This is a genomic window from Ancylothrix sp. D3o (genome assembly GCF_025370775.1).
Lineage (GTDB): Bacteria > Cyanobacteriota > Cyanobacteriia > Cyanobacteriales > Oscillatoriaceae > Ancylothrix.
In genome coordinates, this window is record NZ_JAMXEX010000021.1 from 25,584 (window position 1) to 43,720 (window position 18,137).

At 42.8% G+C, this 18,137-nt stretch carries 16 protein-coding genes; 2 read left to right on the forward strand and 14 right to left on the reverse strand.

Annotated features, from left to right (window positions below):
- Positions 1–357: 357 nt before the first annotated feature.
- Positions 358–960 carry a L,D-transpeptidase gene (locus NG798_RS22925; RefSeq protein ID WP_317619627.1) on the reverse strand — a complete coding sequence of 201 codons (603 nt, stop codon included), beginning with the start codon at positions 958–960 and terminating at the stop codon, positions 358–360.
- Positions 961–1,079: 119 nt separating this feature from the next.
- Between NG798_RS22925 and NG798_RS22930 the strand changes: the two genes are divergently transcribed.
- A complete protein-coding gene (locus NG798_RS22930) occupies positions 1,080–1,571 on the forward strand; it encodes a hypothetical protein (protein ID WP_261226037.1) in 492 nt (163 codons plus the stop codon).
- Positions 1,572–1,923: 352 nt separating this feature from the next.
- Entirely contained in the window at positions 1,924–2,697 is a 774-nt protein-coding gene (fetB, locus tag NG798_RS22935; protein WP_261226038.1) for an ABC transporter permease, read from the forward strand.
- A gap of 69 nt (positions 2,698–2,766) precedes the next feature.
- Here fetB and secF read toward each other — a convergent pair whose 3' ends face one another.
- The 13 genes from secF to NG798_RS23000 all read right to left on the reverse strand — a co-directional run bounded on the left by secF (position 2,767) and on the right by NG798_RS23000 (position 17,844).
- A complete protein-coding gene (secF, locus tag NG798_RS22940; RefSeq protein WP_261226039.1) occupies positions 2,767–3,729 on the reverse strand; it encodes a protein translocase subunit SecF in 963 nt (320 codons plus the stop codon).
- Between the two features lie 52 nt (positions 3,730–3,781).
- On the reverse strand, positions 3,782–5,200 hold the full coding sequence (gene secD, locus NG798_RS22945) for a protein translocase subunit SecD (protein WP_261226040.1): 1,419 nt from the start codon (positions 5,198–5,200) through the stop codon (positions 3,782–3,784).
- Positions 5,201–5,406: 206 nt separating this feature from the next.
- Entirely contained in the window at positions 5,407–6,390 is a 984-nt protein-coding gene (locus NG798_RS22950; protein WP_261226041.1) for an alpha-ketoacid dehydrogenase subunit beta, read from the reverse strand.
- A 288-nt stretch (positions 6,391–6,678) separates the two neighbouring features.
- Complete coding sequence (locus NG798_RS22955; protein ID WP_261226042.1) at positions 6,679–7,647, reverse strand: WD40 repeat domain-containing protein; 969 nt, start codon at positions 7,645–7,647, stop codon at positions 6,679–6,681.
- A gap of 202 nt (positions 7,648–7,849) precedes the next feature.
- Positions 7,850–8,854: a UDP-glucose 4-epimerase GalE gene (galE, locus tag NG798_RS22960; protein ID WP_261226043.1), complete on the reverse strand. Its 1,005-nt coding sequence runs from the start codon at positions 8,852–8,854 to the stop codon at positions 7,850–7,852.
- Positions 8,855–8,925: 71 nt separating this feature from the next.
- A complete protein-coding gene (locus NG798_RS22965; RefSeq protein ID WP_261226044.1) occupies positions 8,926–9,867 on the reverse strand; it encodes a hypothetical protein in 942 nt (313 codons plus the stop codon).
- A gap of 677 nt (positions 9,868–10,544) precedes the next feature.
- Positions 10,545–10,988, reverse strand: a complete 444-nt coding sequence (locus tag NG798_RS22970) for a hypothetical protein (RefSeq protein WP_261226045.1) — start codon at positions 10,986–10,988, stop codon at positions 10,545–10,547.
- A gap of 36 nt (positions 10,989–11,024) precedes the next feature.
- On the reverse strand, positions 11,025–11,390 hold the full coding sequence (locus NG798_RS22975; protein ID WP_261226046.1) for a hypothetical protein: 366 nt from the start codon (positions 11,388–11,390) through the stop codon (positions 11,025–11,027).
- An 8-nt stretch (positions 11,391–11,398) separates the two neighbouring features.
- Positions 11,399–11,713, reverse strand: a complete 315-nt coding sequence (locus NG798_RS22980; protein WP_261219841.1) for a hypothetical protein — start codon at positions 11,711–11,713, stop codon at positions 11,399–11,401.
- Positions 11,714–12,105: 392 nt separating this feature from the next.
- Positions 12,106–12,570 (reverse strand): hypothetical protein, encoded by a 465-nt coding sequence (locus NG798_RS22985; RefSeq protein WP_261226047.1) that lies wholly within the window; start codon positions 12,568–12,570, stop codon positions 12,106–12,108.
- A gap of 67 nt (positions 12,571–12,637) precedes the next feature.
- Positions 12,638–13,300 carry a hypothetical protein gene (locus tag NG798_RS22990; protein WP_261226048.1) on the reverse strand — a complete coding sequence of 221 codons (663 nt, stop codon included), beginning with the start codon at positions 13,298–13,300 and terminating at the stop codon, positions 12,638–12,640.
- A gap of 360 nt (positions 13,301–13,660) precedes the next feature.
- Positions 13,661–15,178, reverse strand: a complete 1,518-nt coding sequence (locus NG798_RS22995) for a hypothetical protein (protein ID WP_261226049.1) — start codon at positions 15,176–15,178, stop codon at positions 13,661–13,663.
- A gap of 38 nt (positions 15,179–15,216) precedes the next feature.
- Positions 15,217–17,844 (reverse strand): hypothetical protein, encoded by a 2,628-nt coding sequence (locus NG798_RS23000; protein WP_261226050.1) that lies wholly within the window; start codon positions 17,842–17,844, stop codon positions 15,217–15,219.
- Between the last annotated feature and the right edge of the window lie 293 nt (positions 17,845–18,137).

The following is an 18,137-nucleotide window of genomic DNA, read 5'->3' on the forward strand; positions in this document are numbered from 1 at the left end:
GTTTTTTGTGTTTTTTGTTTTGGGAGTCTGGGGATGACTTGCGGTTAAGTTGAGGTTGTTAAATTTTCAAAACCCGGTTCCTCAAAGAAACAGGGTTTTTGGTTAAATCATTTTTGAATTTATTAATCTAGTTGTAATGACAAAAAATCTTAAATTTACCTAAATTTTGAATATATTAAACAGAAATTTGAAAGAAAATTTTAATCTTTTATATAGTCTCTAAAGAGAGCTTTTTTTGATACTTAAGTAGGCAAAAAATGCAGAGTGAAGATTTGGGAAACGGGGAGGCTATATTTAGCAACAATCAGGCAAAATTGTATGGCTGCTAACTATAGTTTCCCCCCCTCTTTAGTGAAACTAAGGTTCTACAACAACGGTCATACCAACGCCGACTTGTTCGTACAAAGCCATTACGTCTTTATTGTGCATTCTTACGCAGCCGTGCGAGACGGCTTCTCCAATTAATTCTGGCTCATTGGTGCCGTGAAAACCTAGTTGGGTTTTGCCGTCTGTCCAAAAGCCAATCCAGCGCGGGCCTAATGGATTGTCTGGGCCCGGAGGAATGATTCTTCCTGTTTTGAAACTCTTAAATGTGGGGTTAACTTCCATTGTAAAAACTGTGTAAGTTCCCACCGGCGTTTCCCATCCAGGTTTGCCAATTGCAACCGGGTAACTGCTTTTAACTTGATTATCTTTATACAAATAAACGCGACGTTCGCTTAGTTTAATTACTAAACGAACATCCTCAGCCGGAATAAATTTTGAGGACTCACCAATTGGTGGTAATTGGGGTTCTTGAACTAGGAATAATCCAGGTACAACACCGCTGCTGTTTCCTACCGGGGCCGGTGATTCGGCGGCGGAAACTTGTTTGCCAGAACCAAACAATAAAACTGCGGCACTAAAGCCCAAAAGTGCACAGTTTTTCGCTAACCATTTTCCTCTCACCATTAATGTCATATCTTATCCCTTGTTAACGACAGAATTAGATGGCATTTTTGAATTGTACGCCCCGATTACTTGCTGATCGCCAATTTGAATGTTATTATAGTCTCATTCTTGGTGAAAGAGTGAAACGGATGCGTAAATTAACAACAGTATTGACGGGAGCAACCGTGTTAATGTTGCTCGGTGCAGGAACAGCATCAGCAAATGAGCGACCAGTTTCCCAAATCGCTCAACGGCTGGAAGCTCAGAATCCGGCTGCTTCTACTACAGCGGGCACGATCAGAGGCATTGTTAGAAGCGTTGTAGGCGATGTTGTGACGATTCAGCGGCCTGATGGTTCCATTACGCGAACCACCCTCACAAAACGCGAACGTGGGAATATAGGCCACTTAATCGGTCGTGATGTAGTGGTGAGCAATAACTTTAATCAGCGAATTACTTTAGCTCCGCCGCCGGCTCCTCGTGTTGTGGCTCCTCGCCCGATTTCTTTACCTAACCGACCGCCCACAGCCGCACCGGCAGTAACGCCTCGTCCGGTTCCGCCGGCGCCGGTGCCGCGTCCTGTGCCGGTTACTCCACAATTCCCCGCACCGGCACCTGTTATCATTCCTCAAACTTGGTAATTTCTTAAACGATTTACCACATTTCATAAATTAGGTTTAAAATTTTAATGCCGTCCACTGTGGCGGCATTATTTTTGTCAATTTTGGGGCTTTAAACCGATTTAAAAAATGGGTATAATTTCTGGCGTATAGGGGCATCCTATTTATACAGGTTTTTTCTTTTCTTCGGTTGTTGAGGATAAGAAAAGAGTTTTTTAACCGCAGATGTTAGGCGTAGCCGCGCGTAGCGCTACGCAGATGAACGCAGATGAACGCTTTGGGTTTGTCTGGTTATTTATGGGGTTAGAAATGTTTTTTAAACCTTGCATTTAATAATTTGGAATTTTGGCCGATGGGGGATGGTTTTTGAACTATGAATAATCAATTAATAACTCCGAATATTGTGACTGCTTTGGGGTTAATGGTTTTGGCAATTGGGATTTCGGCATGGCAGAGTTTAGGGCTAGAATTTCAATTAGCAATGGCTACAGGACGAACAATTTTACAGTTGCTTGTGGTGGGGTATTTCCTGCAAGCAGTTTTTGAAATTAATAATCTTTGGGTAGTGTTGGGTGTCGTGGCTGTTATGATGACAATTGCGGCAATTGTAGCTCGTAATCGTATTAGTAAAAAAATTCCTTTTGTGTTGCCGGTGGTTTGGGGGTCCATTTTAGTCAGTACGGCGCTGACGTTAGGTTATACAAATTTGCTGGTTGTACAGGCAGATCCTTGGTATCTACCACGCTATTTAATTCCTTTGGCTGGCATTATTTTAGGCAATGCTATGAATAGTGCTGCGCTGGCGGGGGAACGTTTAGTTAGTACAATTAATAATAGTCAAGTTGAAATTGAAACTCATTTGTGTTTGGGTGCAACTCCCGATCAAGCTGTGGCGCAATATCGCAAAGAAGCCATAAAAGCAGGCATGATTCCCACAATTAATACAATGATGGTGGTGGGAGTTGTAACTTTACCAGGAATTATTACCGGCCAGATGTTAAGCGGTGTGGCACCCTTGGATGCGGCTGTTTATCAAATTTTAATTATGTTTTTGTTGGCTTTTACAACATTGATTACAACTGCACTTTTAACCTGGGGTTTATGCCGGCAGTTTTTTAATAGCGCCGGTCAACTTTTGAAATGGTGAAAAAGTTATTTTTCGTTGGTTAATGTAGGGGCGGTTTCCCCATGTCCGCCCCAAACTGCTCACCGGCAATTACTGTTTATCAGCAGCCATTTCCGGTTTAAGAATAGCTTGGCCGATGCGTTCGCGCCACCAAGCTAACAGCGTACTGGCAATGAAAATACTTGAATATGCACCAGCAGCAAAGCCAATAATTAATGCCAAAGCGAAGAACTTTAAGGTTTCGCCTCCAAAAATGAAAATGGCAAATAAAGTCAGCAAAGTGGTAAAAGTGGTATTAATAGAACGAGTTAACGTTTGATTAACGGCATCATCAACAACTTGGTTTATATGTAGTTCTGGATGCAGTTTCAAAACTTCTCGAACTCGGTCATAAATAACCACCGTATCATTAACAGAAAATCCGATAATTGTCAAGAGGGCAACGATAAATAAACTATCAACTTCTACCCCCAAAACTAAACCGAGAATCGAGAAAATGCCCACCGTAACTAAAACATCGTGAAAGAGAGCCACAAAGGCAAAAAAGGCATAATCAAGCTGAAAACGAAACGTCAGGTAAACAGTAATACCCGCAAAAGAAAGAAACAAAGCCAACAACCCAGACGAGAAAATTTGCCGGCCTAAAGTTGGCCCGACGCTATCAATTTGAGTAGCTTGGGGGTTAAAAGTACCGAGTTTTTGGGTGAGGGCTTCTTCTAACTGATCCCGTTGTTCAACATTTAAAGTTTTTGTGCGAATAGAAAGAGCGTGCTTTTCATCTCCCAAAACTTGAATGCTGCTACCGGCCAGATTTTGCGTTGCCAAAACTTCTCGAACAGTTGCGGTATCAATAGGTTTACCACAGTTATTTGGTTTGCTACAATCAAGCTCAAATTGTAAGCGTGTACCGCCAATAAAATCAAGGCTGGGACGCAAGGGAGCACGGATATCAGGATTGAGACAAGAAATAATCATGGCAAGGATGCCGGCAATAATAACCGCGCTGGAAATGCCCCACCAAAGTGACCGCTTTTTAATAACGTTGAGTTTCATTTTTCATTATTTTGAGTTGATTGTGCAGAGCTTCAGAAAAGCAAGAAACCTTCTAACTTTTTACCGCAGATTTGTCAAGATTCGGACAAAACAGTTCTGGTTTTCGCAGTTTGGGTAAAGTAATTGCCACAAACATAAACGTGCGGCTACAAGTAAGCGCCGTAAACATACTAATAGCAACCCCCAAAGCCAGAGTCAGAGCAAAGCCTTTAACTAAACCACTCCCTAACCAAAACAAAGCGGCGCAAGCAATTAAAGTCGTAACGTTGCCATCTAAAATACTAGAAAAAGCGCGATAAAACCCAGATTCCACAGAGCGATAAAGGGTTTTGCCGGCTCGCAATTCTTCGCGGGTACGTTCAAAAATTAGGACGTTTGCATCAACTGCCATCCCAATACTAAGAACAAAACCTGCAATTCCTGGCAGACTCAAGGTGACGCCAAGCAAGGCAAAAGCAGCCATCGTTAGCACAGAGTAAATAATTAGAGCAGCATCGGCAATTAATCCGGGGAGACGATAATAAACTGCCATGAATATCAGCACTAGCAATAACCCACCCACACCGGCGTAAATACTGCTTTGAATACTATCGCGTCCAAGCGTAGCACCGACGGTGCGGTTTTCGACAATTTCTACCGGCACCGGCAAGGAACCACCGCGCAATTGTACCGCTAACTCATTGGCTGTTTCGACTGTAAAACGTCCTTCAATAATTGCTTGTCCGCCGCTGATGCCGGTAGTGGCAAATTGTGCGGGAACTGTTGGAGAACTAATGAGGTTCTCATCCAAAAAAATGCCGATTCTTCTGCCGGTACCGGCCAAGTTTTTTGTAATTTGGGCAAATTTTTCGCCGCCTTCGGTATCAAACCGTAAACCCACATTCCAAGTTTGGCCGGTTTGATCCGGTTGGGCGTAGGCTTCTTTGAGGTTATTTCCTTTTAATCCTACTGATTTGTAAAGTTGTTCGGAAAGGGTGTTTATTTGGTCGGCTTTTTGTCTAATAGCTGCTTCGTTTTGAGCAGTTGCTTCGGCTTCGTTTTTCTTTTCCAGTTCTACTTGTTTTGCCAATAATTCCTGTAATTCTTGTTGCCTAACATTTAATTGGGCTGTAACTTCAGGATTGGATATTTCTTCTCTGAAATCAAGCTGTGCTGTGCCACCAAGCACCCGTTCTGCTTGTTTGGGGTCGTTGACTCCGGGCAATTGTACTAATATTTGATCTTTTCCGACGGTTTGCACCACCGGCTCAGCCACACCCAAAGCATCAATGCGGTTTCTGACAACGCTTTCTACCGCTTCTAACATTTCTGGGGTAATTTGTTTGATTTCGTTTGTGGTTTTGATTTGAATGGTGAGTTGGGCTCCTCCTTGCAAGTCTAGTCCTAGGCGAATTGGAATTGTTACCAGTATGGTTATTGCTGCTAGTAGTAATACTGCTATTAATACTAGGGTTGGTGTTTGTTTTTGCATAGTTTTTTGTTTGTATTTGAGGTGGGGTTTTATAGGGGCATTGGATTTTGTAAGGTTTGATGGGGTATTTTTTAAACCGCAGATGAACGCAGAGGAACGCAGATGGGATGTCTGCTTGTTTCTGGGTTGATGTGGGTTTTTTAAGCTGGGGTTGGGATTAGATTTTAGATTGGGGGAATTTCCGCTGATCTAAAATCTAATTTTTTTTAGACGCGCATTGCTACCATTTTTTGCACGGCTTCGACTATTTGCTCTGGCTGTACTATGGTTAGGCGTTCTAGGTTGCCGTTGTATGGGGTGGGGATATCTTGGGATGATAACCGCAATACGGGGGCGTCTAGTTCGTCAAAAAATCGCTCGTTTATTGAGGCGGTTAATTCTGCTGCTATGCCGCCGGTTTTCATACATTCTTCAACGATGATGACGCGGTGGGTTTTGCGAATTGAGGCGCCGATTGTTTCCATATCGAGCGGTTTGAGGGAAATTAAGTCGATGACTTCTGGATCAAAGCCTTCTTTTTCTAAGGGTTTTACTGCTTGGACAACGTGATGGCGCATCCGCGAGTAGGTGAGAATTGTTACGTCTTTTCCTTTGCGAACAATTTCGGCTTTGTCTAGGGGTACTAAATATTCGTGATCGGGGAGGTTTTCTTTGAGGTTGTAGAGTAAAACGTGCTCAAAAAATAACACGGGGTTGTCGTTGCGGATGGCAGCTTTTAATAACCCTTTGGCGTTGTATGGTGTTGAGCAGGCGACGATTTTTAAGCCGGGGACGGCTTGGAAGTAGGCTTCTAGTCTTTGGGAGTGTTCGGCTCCGAGTTGCCGGCCTACGCCTCCTGGCCCTCGTATCACCATTGGGATTTTGTAGTTTCCGCCGGAGGTGTAGCGCAGCATCCCGGCGTTGTTGGCTATTTGGTTGAAGGCAAGTAGTAAAAATCCCATGTTCATGCCTTCGATGATTGGCCGTAAGCCGGTCATTGCTGCTCCTACTGCCATGCCGGTGAAGCTGTTCTCTGCAATGGGGGTGTCTAGGACTCGCAGATCCCCATATTTTTTGTAAAGGTCTTTTGTTACTTTATAGGAACCACCATAGTGTCCGACGTCTTCTCCGAGTACGAACACGGAGGGGTCGCGGGCCATTTCTTCGTCTATGGCTTCCCGCAGGGCGTTGAAAAATAGGGTTTCTGCCATCTTACTCTGGAGTTTAACGGATCAAACCCCTATTTTAGCCTGTGATGGTTTATAATTCTCAGGCTGTTCTGTCTTGCTTTTTCTTTTTGCAGCCTTTCTAACTCAGCTATTAAATTGGAGATAGTTCTTCCTTATCAATTTTATCATACCCCATCCCAATAGCGTTTGTCAAGAAGATTTCTTCTTTTTTTGCGGTTTTTTTTGAGCAAAATTAAGTAACTACAAGATGCGTTGTTTTTGCCGGTTGACTCTAACGCGGAGTGGGCTGAGAAATTCAATAATTTTTAATTAGCTAAGGTTCCAAATTTTAATCGTACCATCGCCGCAACCACTGGCTAATTTTTTTCCGTTAGGGCTAAAGGCAATGGTATTGACTGAGTTTAAATGCTGGGTGTAACCGCTAAGGGTAGAGATTTTTTGGCCGGTTTTTAGTTGCCAAATAACTATGGTACCATCGCCGCTACTGCTGGCAAGAAAGTTGCCATCTGGACTAAATATAACATCATAAATAGCATCAGCATGACCAATTAATGAAGAGTAAGTGCCGGTTTTCAAATGCCAGAGTTTAATGGTTTTATCACCACTACCAGAAGCGATAATTTGGCTGTCGGGACTAATAGCAATTCCATAAACTGCGTCGGTATGATCGTTAAAAATGTAGCGTGGTTGCGCGGGGGCTTTTATGTCCCACACTTTAACGGTATTATCGCGGTGGCCGGTGGCGATAATTTTACCGCAGGCACTTATTGAGAGGGCGTTTACCGTATCTTCTGATTCACCTAAAGTATGCAGCAGTGAAGCGCTGGCTAGATGCCAAATATTAATATTCCCTGCTTTTTGATGAATGCTGTTAGAAGATTGTGCGCTGGGGGATGCAAAAAGGGTATCGGAAAAAGAAGGATCGCTACCACAAATTAAAGTTTTTCCTTGGGGGGTAAAGGCGAGGGAAGTGATGCGACCTTTCCCGCGCAAGGTTAATAAATGTTGGCCGGTTTCTATTCCCCAAAGGTCAACGCTTCCATCGGGTGCCCCTACTGCTAAAGTTTTTCCTTCGGGACTGATAGCAACGGCATTGACTCCTAAAGGATAACCAAAGACGCTCCGTAATCTTTGGCCGGTTTCTATATCCCATAGTTTTACGCTGCTGTCACAGCTACCGCAGGCTAACAAGCGGCCATCTGGGCTAAATGTTAAGTCTGCTACGGGCCCAGAACGTTCTGAGATGGTGCTTGTCAGTTGGGCTTTTTGCCATTCCATGAGCGAAAATTGGAGGATATTAAGGGTTTTATTTTTGCATTTTTTTTATTGTAACACTTGTTAGACGTTAAGTTTAGAGTTTTTTGAAATTCAGAGGATGGCCGGTGGTTTTTTGGAATTAATCTTTTAGAACCGGATATCTCTCCTACCCTTTTTTGAAGAGAGGAGAGAAGGGTTTTTTGCCGTTACTCGTTACTTATTTTTAGTCTATTTTGTGGCGTTTTTGGTGCCAGCGCCATGCGTCCGTGAGTATTTGTTTGATGTCTGCATATTGGGGAGTCCAGCCTAAAATTTCTTTGGCTTTGGCGCTGCTTCCTACTAATAGTGGGGGGTCGCCTGGGCGCCGGTCGCATTCTATGGCTTTTATGTTTTTGCCGGTAACTATTTTTGCTGTTTCTATTACTTCTTTTACGGAAAAGCCATTGCCGTTGCCTAAGTTAAATACTTCTGTTTTTCCGCCTTTTAGCAAATATTCTAGCCCTAAAACGTGGGCATCTGCTAAGTCGGATACATGGATATAATCGCGGATGCAGGTTCCGTCTGGTGTGGGGTAATCTGTGCCATAAATTGAAATGGCGTCTCGCTTGCCTAAAGCTGCAAATAAAATGAGGGGGATAAGGTGGGTTTCGGGGCTGTGATCTTCTCCGAGTAGTCCTTCTGGGTTTGCCCCGGCTGCGTTAAAATAACGAAAGCGAACTGATTTTAAGTTGTAGGCTATATCAAAGTCTGTGAGCATTTGCTCGACCATTAATTTAGAGGTTCCGTAGGGATTAATGGGGTTTTGGGGGTGGTCTTCGGTGAGGAGGGGTTGTTGGGGATAACCGTAGGTGGCGCAGGTTGAGGAAAAGACAAATTTATCAATTTTGTGGGCAACCATTGCTTCTAAAAGGGTGAGGGTTCCCACGCAATTGTTGCGATAATATTTAGCAGGATCGGTAACTGATTCGCCGACGTTGATATAAGCGGCAAAGTGCATGACGGCGGCAATGTTATGGGTAGAAAAAAGCTTGTCCAACAGGGGCCGGTCATTGGTATCTCCGACAACCATTTCTACTTGGAGGACGCTTTCGACGAGTTCGGGGTGGCCGTAGACTAGGTTATCTAAAATGATGACAGGATAACCGGCTTTTTTGAGGGCTAGTACAGCATGAGAGCCAATGTAGCCGGCGCCTCCTGTGACTAAAATGGTGGGTTTTTGTTCTGACACTTTTTTGAGATTTGGTGAATGATGAGTAATTAAATAATAACACTTAAAGTTTTGAAACTTTGGGGGTTGTTTTAAAGTTTGAAAAAAATTAGCTTTTTATTGATTTTTTTAGCGTAGACCTTAATATTTCGTTCTAAGTCTTCTAACCTTAAAATAGCATCTATCGCTAGGCTGGTCTTTAGGCCGGTATCTTTGAGGTATTGCCGGCGAAAATAGGTCATTGGTTCAGCATAAACCCGCGAAGTTGAAAGCGTTGGTTTTGGCCCGCACCAGTGGATGACAGAAGCATAGCTATCCTGTACAACCGGCCCAGTTTTGCTTAGTTGAAAGCGGTTTTTTATCTCTTGCTGATCGAAGTCTGGGACTAGCACTTGAATATCTTTTTGTTTAATGCGGAGTCGGCGTTCTTGATCGGCCCGAAAAATCATAAAATTGAGAAATCCCATTTCTCCATATTTAAAAACATCGGGGTGATCTTCGGTAAATTGCAAAATTTCTTCGTATTCTTCGAGACTAAAACAGCCTCGTGTACCAAAAAAAACGCCGGTGCAAAAATAATTGTTTCGATATTTTTGCCACACAAAACCGGGAAAATATTTTTTTATTAAGCCTATCTCGAAGAAAAAATGAGAAATAGAAAAATCGGAATACTCCGACACCGGCCTATCTACAATTATATCGGCCTCGGCAAAATTGGCATAACGAAGAATATTTCCCCAAATATTTGTATCTGCATCCAGCATCAAAAAATGCTTCCAGGGGCTTTCCCAAAAACCAATCATTTTAGTTTTCCCCCAGCCAAAACTTTTTTGCCGCAGTAGATCAAACTTGACAGTGGTGTGGTCAATAATTTTAACTTTATACATTTTTTCAATGGAATGATCAGAAAAAACTCCATCAAAAAGTAAGCAAATAGGAACCTCGCCTAAAAAATGACGGATACTCGCACAGCACCCTTTAGCAAACAAATAATCCGACGGGCAACACGCCACAATGATGCCAAAATCTTCCATAATTCCTCGATGCAGTGCCTGATGATAGATGAGGGTATTATTGGCTAAAACTTTGTCAATTAAAGAACCCCGTCAGAGGCCGGCTTAATTGCTCAATTAGGTGATCACTTTAGCACAAAAAGCCGCCCTAGAAGAAGGCAGCTTTTTTAATGATAAAAGATAGAGTGTTTCCCAACAGCGCCGCTGCGGTAAGCTAACTTGATAAATCAACCACCGGCCTAACTATTAATACTTGCCCGTGAGTTTTTTTTGAAGATGACAATGACGCCAAAATCTTCCATAAATTTCTCATCCAAAATTGTTAGAGGGTGAGAGGGCGTTTGACAGCCACTTTACTAGACGAGATTAACTTGGGCAATTGATGCCACACAACAACCTTTATACACCGGCCCTGCGGTTAAAATAAATCCCCAACAAGAATAAAAGTTTGTTTGATGGATGCCGGCGGGCCAATTGATTCTCCCAGAAGTCGAGATATCAACCCTCGCTTACTCTAGGTCATCAAACAAATCATCAGATTTTGGCCGGTCAGAAGTAATGAGAATTTCGGCATCTACTGCCTTCTTAATCAAACTAAGGCAGTAGAGGTTCTCAATGGCGCTTATCTGTTTGATAGTTCGTCGGTTAATTCGAGTTTGGTTGGGCGCATAATAAGTCAGGACAAAATAAAAGATTGATTAATCCACAGCAACAAAAGAAAGGGAAAGTTGCACAGCTTCGTTAGCACTCAAACTAGAGACACCTAAAGCACCGGAAGGGTTAATAGCTATATGACAAGTCGTTACACCCCCGTTTGTTAAAAATCTAGGCGCAATAAAGCCTGCTATTTGAGCCGGTCTAAATCCTGTCGGCAAAACTAACGGAAACCCATAATCACTGAAATTAACTGAAACGCTAATATATCCCTCTACAAGCACGGTTTGGCCAATTTTTCTACATCTAGCTGGTCTATTGACAGAAGGAAGACTCCACCCTGAATTAAGACTTAGGTTAATCCATCCAGAATCTTGAAAAAAAACACTAGGTTTATTTACAATTCTTTCCCACGTTAACTCACTATCTCTAGCAATCGCCGGATCTATCTGATTCTCAGGGATTGGACCCCTAACTCTTCTCAGCATATAAAACCGCCTCACTAGGAAGCGGCATAAAGTTTTCTATAAACGAATTCCAGGAGCAATACCGACTTTCACTGCCTGACCTGTTCCCGCTGTGGTGCCGGCAACAACTCTGTCCCCTGTAATCCAATCACTCCACTGAAGACCGGGGTCAAGACCAAAGGTGCTGTTAGTTGCGCTGGGGTTTGTTGGTGTTGCCCCGCTACCAGTGCCAACCAAGACAAAAATAGCGGACGTTCCCTCGTTGGTTATTGTCACCAATCTCGGAACAGTAGGCGTTGCCACAGCGGGCACCAATTCCACCCCAGCAGCAATGTTTGTGACGCTAACAGAAGTTGTGGCTGTAGTGCCGGGAAACCATTGCGTGCTGTTAAAGGCTGTGTTTCGTGTTTGAAAAATCGCCATAAGCTTACCTATGTAAAATCGCTGAACGCCCTTGTAAAATCATCACCGCTATCATTAGTGGACTGCCTTTTGATGTACCCGTGATGTACTGATAAGAAACCTTCAATATCTGCTATTTTGCTTGCATTCTCAGCTTGCTTAAACTTAGCTATAGATGCTAGGGACTTTAACTTAAATTCTAGGTTGTTGATTTCAGTTGCTAGATTATCTATGCTCTTCTCTAAGTCTCTCTTGTTTCGGTGTTGAGCATTAACTATGTTCACGATAATAGTTACAACAGCAGCCGCACCTACAATGAAAGCAAAAAATTCAGTTGCCGACATTTTAGATAGGATATCGGCAAGAAATAAGGGGTGGTTAATCACATCGTTAAATACTCCAATAACTTAAGTTGACAGACCACAATTGCTCTGCTGAGTACCTACTACTCATTTTCCACTTAGCCTCAAAAGTTATGTCTTGGTTAATTTCGGGGAAAAGATTAAAAACTGTAATTGTAGGCACTGACTCTACTTTAAAAGTCTTAAATTCAGACTTTAGACCGCCAACGTCAAATCTAATTTGACAGCTAGAGAAATTCTTATCGAAATTAGCCGATGCAAATTCAACTTTTACGATGACCTTATCTGCTAAAGCTGAGTTGATTGTGGGCATAGAATGCCAGAGAAGCCAATTGCTTTGGGGGTTAACTGAACCAATATATGCCCACATTTAGTTAAGCCGTCGGCATTTCTGGGGGTGGTACTAACACTGGTGGCGTTAGCATTTCTGGGGGTGGAACTGGTGCCGGTGATGGAGGTTGTACCGTTGTTTCAGACTGCGTTTCTGCTAATTTTTGAGCAAAAACTTCTGATGCTTTTGGCGCGGCCGATACAAGTGGCTTGCTCACCACGTCTAAAAATTCTTGTTCATTTAATGGTTTTCCGCCATACCAAATAATATAAGCATGAGGAATAGCATCTTTCAATCGCCCATCTTTCTTCACGTCCATTTCTGTACGCATGTCGACGATTCGGTAGACGATTTGCGTATATTTGCGCGAATACTGACTAAATGGCAAAGAACCTAGGGGATAAGCCTCTACCGATTCAACCGGGAAATTGTTTCTTTTAGCTATTGATTCGCAATTCTCTATCACTACAGGGATGTTACCAATCCCTTGCACATCTTGCCAAGCCATTATTGTTGCCTTCCAAAGTAATCAAGAATAGTAGCATATTAGCGCGAAAACAGCGACAAACTGTTTATTATGCAGCAGACCAGTCACGGCGTGGTTTAATTATTTTCCAGCCTTCTGGCAAGTTGTTTTCTCGAACTTGTGCGCAGAAAGTTGTTATTGTATCAACTGAGCCAGCACCTCCGTTAATGCCCACCGATGCAATAACGAGGCCAACCTTTGCAGGCTTGGGAATAGTAGAACCCCAAACATAAGTCTGAACCTGATCTGGGTCGCACAGAGATATACCTAAAGTTGTCAATACACCTAACGCTAACAATTGTTCGTATTGGTCGACGTGCATATTCCAAGCGTAGTTAATACCACCAACAATTACAAAGACGGATCTGCTTTGACCTCTAAGTGTAACGGGCTTAAATCTAGCCCTTTTAGTGATCTTCCAGTTTTGTGCGCTGGCATTTGCCAATGTTGTACCTATTGCACCAAAGGTAGTAGTGGATTGACCTATCACAATACCCGGTAGTTTGAATTTTGGAGGCTTTGGAGAGTTTGCACCTATAAAGCCCCTAGCCGGTGGAGTTGCAACGTCTAATAGAGTTACGCCAATGGCAGTTAAAGCCGTTGTGGTTACGCCTTGCCCCACAGCATCTAAAGCGGTACTGTCAAAGACGTAAGTACCCGCCAAACCTGCGTCTACAATGTAGCGTTTTTTGTTTTGTTTGTTTAAACTCATTTTGTTCTCCTTTAAACCTCACATTCCACACCCTAGCACGCTGCAAACTGTCGTCAATCCCTGAAAACCGCTGTAATGAACTTAAGTCCAAACCTCCCCCCCCTTTGGGGGAGAACGTTGCACAAAAATTTTTTGAGCGATTTTAAAAATCTTTAATATTGGCTGGTTTCTCTTGCGATTGCCAGCAAATCTTCTATGGCCTTCTCTTCACTGACTCCGAACTCAGTCATAACCTTTTTGATGAGAGTGCACCGGGGAAAGTACGACCTGCGATGCGTCCTATTCTTTCTTAACGAGCGTCTACTGCGTGTTGATAGACTTGCAAGGATTAAATGCTGTTGATAGGTCATTGTCATAGTTTTAATCTATCATCATCTGAGCTACAAGAGCATCCCAATTACTAGGCTTCTGGTCAGGCCACAAAAATAGTTTTTGCTTTAAAATTTCAACCCTTTGCCCATCATAAGATCGAATTTTACCCACGTTCGGATCGCTGCTTCTTTTATGCCTAATAAAAAGTATTGAGTAAGGATACATTCTTTCATTTGAGAGGCTTATTTCGGTCGCTGGAATATTACCCCCATCTGTTTTGTGACCGGGGGTAAATCTTCTCACTGTTACATTATCCGATAACTGTAATAGGTTGTTAACAAGTTCTTTCCCGCTTGCCTCGCTATCACACCATACTTGCATCTGACCATTGTTCGATAATTCAGCGCTCATTCTATAGATGCCATTAAGATAACCGTTAGTACCTCCTGTACCAGCAAGCCGCTTGATTCTGTCGAAATCATTTAGATACAAAACGTTAAAGTCAGGTATTTTGTAATTACCTGAAATCTTACCCCGTCTAGGAATCGGGGCTTTACCCATAGGCAAATTATAAAACTGTATATGTGCCTCCCATCCAGTTGTCGGGGGAATTCTTTTCAACACCCTGTCGTCAACTGTATCTGAGAAAACAACCCCAACATCTTTTGAGCGCATAAACTGCTCATTAGTAATTAGTTGCACTGCTTGAGCTTTTACTATTTCTGTAGGGCCGGCTAACACATATCTTTCGGTCAAAATCTCTCTATTAGGCATTACCTCAATAACTCTATCTGTGCCGATGATTTGCTGTCTTTGAATATTAGTTTGCGCTCTGAAATTATCCATAGTACCCGCAATAACAAAGAACGCCTCAGCGCAACTTTCCCAGGTTTCTTCCCAGGCTTCCTCTATAAACTGCTCTATCCCGTCTGGCAAGGATTCTATAACATCATTTACTATTTTTGCCGCACTAATAATCGGCCCGCCTTTTTTGCCCCAATCGTCAACTTTACTGCCAAATAACGGCCTAAAAACTTCTTTCAATAATGACCTAACAGTTTTAAAGCCCCACAAAAAAACGTTGTGAGTTAACTTGATAAAAGTGTTTCGTAGTAACGCTACCCACGCCCCTACAACTTCATCCACCGCCTCCTCTGTGACTGCCGCCGTTACAGAAGCTAAAGCTAAAGGGTTGATTTTAGCTACTACCGCTGAACCTAGACCGCCGCACACAATCCACCCTAAAGTTTGCCCAACGGCGCCCCCAGCCATGCCGGCCAAAGCAAGTAAATTGCCTCTTATTCTCGCATCTATGGCTTGATCCGACATATTCCAGTTGAAGGTGTACAAGAAACGCACAGCACCGAAAATAAACTGCATTGCTGCAATAAAGGTAAAAGCCTTAACAAACGCGGTAACTACAAGTTTTGTTAGGGCAACCAAAAACCCTTTAACACCCCCTGCTTTGAAAGCAAGCGATAAAGCTTTAACGCCTAATCTTAAAGCAATATTTTTACCGATATTAGAAGCAATTGTTATAGCAAAAACTATTGCTGGTGCTGCCATTGTCTTAATCCTCTCACTGTTTCAAATAAAATTACAAATTACAAATCAACCCCGTCATCTTTAACTTGCCCTAAATCAACAATTCGGGGTCTACTATCAAAGCTTTGGCCGTAAGGATTTCCAGCAGTACCATCAGTTGTACCGCTATTTCCAAACTGCAATTCTGTTTGGTCGATAAAATCATCAAAGTCTCTATCATTCTTTTCTTTGTCCGGTGCGTCCTGTTTAACTAAACGTTTCAAGATATCTTCTATTTCAGCATCCGTAGCATCTTTGTTGTATTGCACGGTATGAATAGCTTTTGTTACCATAGCCGCCTCTATAATATGCCTTAACATTTCTGTTAAAGTTTCGGAACCTTTCGAGAATTCATTTAAATCTATTGGTAGATTGGATGGCTTCATAAGAGCGTCTAATTCTTCATCGGAATTAGCTTCGTTAGCTAAAGCGCCTGACATTGCATCGTCTGGCAAAAAGAAAGTCGCTGGTATTTCGCGTTTTTTGGGTTCTATTTTAAAAGCCCCTCCCATAGCATCAATAATCGCCTCTAGCGAAAAGTTTGCTTTTGTTGCCTGTTGCCTGCCTACATGACTTTCTAGCAAAGTATTCCAAACCATTCTTTTAATACTCATTTCATCATCTTGCAATTGAGATAATAAAAGGATGATTTGAGATACGCCAGTAGCAAGATCAGGTATAAACATTGGCACTTTTTTGATTATCGTTTGAGGTGTCCCGCTTGAATCCATCTCTGTTACTGCTGTGTCAACTTCTAATTGTTGACCCCAGCCACCCAACATTGCCGTTAAATTTTCGATACTCCACTTAAACATCTGGGGTAACGACTCTAAATCCACCATTTCTTGTGGATTAACAAAATCAAAAATTCCGGCTTCATCGCCATCGGTATCAATTATATATTTAGGGATATTAATTTTATCACCGGCCCCTAAAAACTTTCTAATTAGCTCGATACCTTCATTTAATCTTGCGTTTGAATCATTGCTGCATTCACACATATTGTCATCCTCATTTTCTAATAATGGATAAGAGGGGTTAGTTATTCTGTTAATGTCGTCAATTGATGGCAGTGTCCAAGGGTGATCCGTGCAGGCTATGTGATAGCCGGTTGCCGTCCAACTAATCACCGAACCTCCTAACCAAATAGTGTTACCAGGGCCCCAACACGAAATATTTTGATGAGTATGTGCTGGAGTTTGGCCTGCAAAAATACCAGCAAAACCGCCTTCTATAGCCCTAGGAATACCGCCTTTGTATATAACCCAAGTTCCCCCCGGTATATCAACCCAGTTAGATCCGTACCATCCCATAATGGTATGTTTGTGTCGGTAAACGGCTATAGTGTGCACTGTGATTTCTTGAACGTTGGCACTTAGGTTGCCATTATCACCGGGGGGTAAAGGATGATAAAGTTGACCCCAATAATCGGTGCCGGCATTGTAAACCCTACCAACAGAAATCCCGCCGATCATCATTTCAGATACGTTTCTAAGGCCAAACCAAGGTGCCAAGGAGTGGCTTTTATTCTCAAGAATCCACTCTGACCACTGAACAATATTGCGACAAACTCTTGCCTTAGAAGCTGCACTCAAAAACAGCGTAACCGTTCCGCAGCTTACATTACTAAACGGATCTTCTCTAGGGGGATATTCACCTGGTTTTTGTCCATCACCGGGTGCCGGTTCGGGGCTTGGGGTTGGTGTTGGTTCGGGGCTTGGGGTTGGTGTTGGATCTGGTGAAGGTGTTGGATCTGGTGAAGGTGTTGGGTTAGGACTTGGGGTTGGTGTCGGTTCGGGGCTTGGGGTTGGGTTAGGACTTGGGGTTGGTGTCGGTTCGGGGCTTGGGGTTGGGTTAGGACTTGGGGTTGGGTTAGGACTTGGGGAAGGTGCCGGTTCGGGGCTTGGGGTTGGGTTAGGACTTGGGGTAGGGGTAGGTGTTGGGTTAGGACTTGGGGTAGGTGTTGGGTTAGGACTTGGGGTAGGTGTTGGGTTAGGACTTGGGGTAGGTGTTGGATCTGGTGAAGGTGTTGGGTTAGGACTTGGGGTAGGCTGTGGTGCTGTTGGTGTGCTGTGTTTACGTCTATTTATGATGTCATTGGCTATGCCAACGCCCTTACCTATTCCATCTATTAAATCTTTTCCGTATTCTATTATGGTATCTCTTGCTATTCCATTAATTCTATCTACCTCTCTCTGGGTTTTTTCTCTTGTAATGTCTCTTTCCTTTTGAGTGCTGTCTGTAATAAAGTCCGTAATATCTTCTGCTATAGATTTACCTCTTATTTCTCTGTAGCCCTCCTCTATAACGTCAGTGACAATATTTTTTACACCGTTTTTAAATTTCGGACTTTTTCCTATTCCCGCCGCCGTATCTCTCACTCTAGTACCGGCTGGGATGATAGGTTTATATATTTGTTGACCGTCTATAGTTTCTTGGCTTCTTAAATTGATAGTTTGCGTTGATTGCCCTATGTTTTTACTGCCGTTACCGATAGGCCCGCCTAATGCTGATTGGTGTGGCGGTGATTGTAAGCTAGGTTCATATCTTGTGATAGTGCCTGTTGTTGTCGGCATATCAACTTTAAAACCGTTAGGGGTTAACTCAATAGTTTGAGAGCCTCCAAACTGAACCTCAGCCTGTGGCATTCTACGGGGTATTTCTCCGAACCCTCCCCTATTTCTATTGATGTTATGTCTCCCCATAAATTATTCCCAGCGATTAAACTGCTCTTGTGATGGTAGGAATGACTCTATCCTCAGCGTCTTGTAAAACTTCCCCATATTCCAACGCACTGCCTACGATATCTATAGCAATCCTAAATAGGTCAAAACAGGTATAATATTAATTGTTGTCTAAATTTAAAAATGAACATGGACATTATTTCTGAGTTAAATGATTTTATTAATCAGACGAAAGAAGCTAGAGAAATAAAAAGAGC